4 protein-coding genes and 1 pseudogene are annotated in these 1,977 nt (G+C 64.8%); 4 read left to right on the top strand and 1 reads right to left on the bottom strand.

The window, feature by feature from the left end; all coding sequences use genetic code 11:
- Window positions 1–117, top strand: a pseudogene (locus ROTAS13_RS26715) (IS5/IS1182 family transposase); the annotation flags it as partial.
- Here the strand turns inward: ROTAS13_RS26715 and ROTAS13_RS23735 are convergent.
- Window positions 105–557 (bottom strand): ParA family protein, encoded by a 453-nt coding sequence (locus ROTAS13_RS23735; protein WP_075823598.1) that lies wholly within the window; start codon window positions 555–557, stop codon window positions 105–107. The pseudogene ROTAS13_RS26715 and the gene ROTAS13_RS23735 overlap by 13 nt on opposite strands.
- Before the next feature lie 611 nt (window positions 558–1,168).
- Here ROTAS13_RS23735 and ROTAS13_RS23730 point away from each other — a divergent pair.
- The 3 genes from ROTAS13_RS23730 (at window position 1,169) to ROTAS13_RS23720 (ending at window position 1,918) form a co-directional block, all read left to right on the top strand.
- Window positions 1,169–1,348 (top strand): hypothetical protein, encoded by a 180-nt coding sequence (locus ROTAS13_RS23730; protein WP_139323544.1) that lies wholly within the window; start codon window positions 1,169–1,171, stop codon window positions 1,346–1,348.
- A gap of 130 nt (window positions 1,349–1,478) precedes the next feature.
- Window positions 1,479–1,706 carry an AbrB/MazE/SpoVT family DNA-binding domain-containing protein gene (locus ROTAS13_RS23725; protein ID WP_019463481.1) on the top strand — a complete coding sequence of 76 codons (228 nt, stop codon included), beginning with the start codon at window positions 1,479–1,481 and terminating at the stop codon, window positions 1,704–1,706.
- Window positions 1,703–1,918 (top strand): hypothetical protein, encoded by a 216-nt coding sequence (locus ROTAS13_RS23720; RefSeq protein ID WP_075823596.1) that lies wholly within the window; start codon window positions 1,703–1,705, stop codon window positions 1,916–1,918. Before ROTAS13_RS23725 ends, ROTAS13_RS23720 begins: the two co-directional genes overlap by 4 nt.
- The last annotated feature ends 59 nt before the right edge of the window (window positions 1,919–1,977 follow it).

The raw sequence follows: 1,977 nt of genomic DNA, 5'->3' as shown, positions 1-1,977 counted from the left end.
TTCGGCCGCTGCCGACGCCTCGCTCGCGATCACGAGGCCACCGTCGGTTCCGCCGTCGCCTTCTTCACCCTCGCCGCCGCCATGATCCTCGTCCGGCGTCTGGCTCAGCCGTTATGAAACGGGGTCTTAGTGAACAAGACGGCGTACGGGATCGACAGCTTGTAGGCCTTCTCCTGCCGCCTGATGAAGCCGATCACCTTGGCCGCCTCGACGCCGTCGAGCTCTGACCCCTGCATCGGTATGATGACCAGATCCGACCGGCTCATGGCATAGGCGACCATGACGGACGCCGTGCCTTCCAGGTCAACAATGACGAATTGCGTCTGGCCGGCAGCCTCATCAATCACCTCCGACACCGTTTCCTCGGTGACGTCACCGATGACGGTGACACCTTCCGGCTTCCCGGCTTTCCGGCTCCATCGGACGACCGGCTGGTTTGGGTCGGCATCAATGAGAGTGACGGTCGCGCCCCGCGCGGCGAGTTCGGTCGCCAGAACGACGGCCGTCGTGGACTTGCCAGCGCCACCTTTGGAGCTGGCAAGAGATATGGTCGGCATCGAATGATTCCCCCGATTAGATGTCTCCCCTCCGGGGGGATCTCAAACTGTCGTCAGTTTGTCAATAGCCAACAGTTGTCACACTGTTTTCTATTGGCTGACTGTTGTCAGTCTGGCGGCTGTCATCTGTCTGACGACGGTTTGCTGTCAGCTTCATCGCATCCGCCAGCGTGATCGGCGGCTTGCCGTACCGCTCGAACAGGCCGTTCAGGGCCTCGGCACAGGCTATGGTATGGTGCGGCTCAGCTCGGCGGCCAGCAGCTTCAACTGGTTGCGCACGGGCTTGGGGAGGTTAGCGGCCAGGGGCTTGGTGCCAGCCCGGCCAAGCTACGGCGCTTTTGACACTGGTAGAGGACGCGGCTGGTGAAGGTGGCTTGTAGCCTCACCTGAAAATTATGGTTTCGGCCGCCGACCGCCGGGCCTTCCATCCGCCGCGTTGCTGCACAGCGTGTTGGGCGCGGTAGGCGCCACGCTGCCCCTGAACTAGCGCAATATCTACCGGATGGGGCAGGGGAGAGGGAAGCGGTGACTCCCCCCGCTCCTTCGACCGTGCCGATGCTGCTGGCGGCGGAGGAGACCTTGCCCGGCGGGCGGTGTGGACGGTGGCCGGCGTGTCGGGAGCCGACCTGGTGGCGCAGGCGGTGAGCGAGCAGGTGCTGGGCAGGATCCCGGTGCTGCGGCACATCGCCGCGGCGGTGCCGGGCAGCAGCGTCACGGCGCTGCGGCTGAGCCGGCTGGCCAGTGTCACCGCCAAGGCCTGCTGCCCGCTCTCGATGGAACGGGAAGGGTGAAGGCGTGGACATCGGGTGCCCCTGGGAGGGCCATGATCGCGGCATACACGGTCCGCAGGCGCCGATGACCCTTGAGGAGACGGAGCACAAGCCCTAGTCTTACCGAACGTAAGACGAAACGGGGCACATCATGACCACGGTGACACTGCGCCGGCAGGGCAACTCGGTCGGGGTGACGTTCCCGGCCGAGACCAGGATCCGCATGGGGCTGGAGGTCGGCCAGGACCTGACCCTGGTGGAACTGGCGGATGGGGTAAAGCTGGTGAAGCGCAACCTGAAGCTCGAGCGGCAGATGCAGCTGGCCCGTGAGGTCCTGCGCGAGCAGGCCGACGCGCTGCAGGAACTCGCCAGGCGTTGAGCGACCCGGAGTTCCTGGAGGCCGATGTCGTGCTGTTCCTGCACGACCAGGCCCTGCGGGAGTATGGCGGGATCCAGGGCGTCAAGGACGAGGGCATGCTGCACAGCGCCCTGGGCCGTCCCGGCAACAAGCTTGCCTATGCCGTGTCAATCGGCACTGAATTGGGACCCCAGATCGGCACGCAAAAGGGACCCTCTTGTGAGGTGTGTTGAGGGGGCGTTCAGGCGCGGTTCTTGAATCGCCAACTATCGTTGCCGGTCTCGACGATGTC

The sequence above is a fragment of the Roseomonas sp. TAS13 genome (genome assembly GCF_001950415.1).
Classification (GTDB): domain Bacteria; phylum Pseudomonadota; class Alphaproteobacteria; order Acetobacterales; family Acetobacteraceae; genus Roseomonas; species Roseomonas mucosa.
This window is presented reverse-complemented; position numbering and strand designations above follow the sequence as displayed.

Bases quoted from the DNA above. Each gene is read 5' to 3' on its own strand.
- ROTAS13_RS23735 (WP_075823598.1), bottom strand. From the start codon at position 557: ATGCCGACCATATCTCTTGCCAGCTCCAAAGGTGGCGCTGGCAAGTCC.
- ROTAS13_RS23725 (WP_019463481.1), top strand. From the start codon at position 1,479: ATGACCACGGTGACACTGCGCCGGCAGGGCAACTCGGTCGGGGTGACG.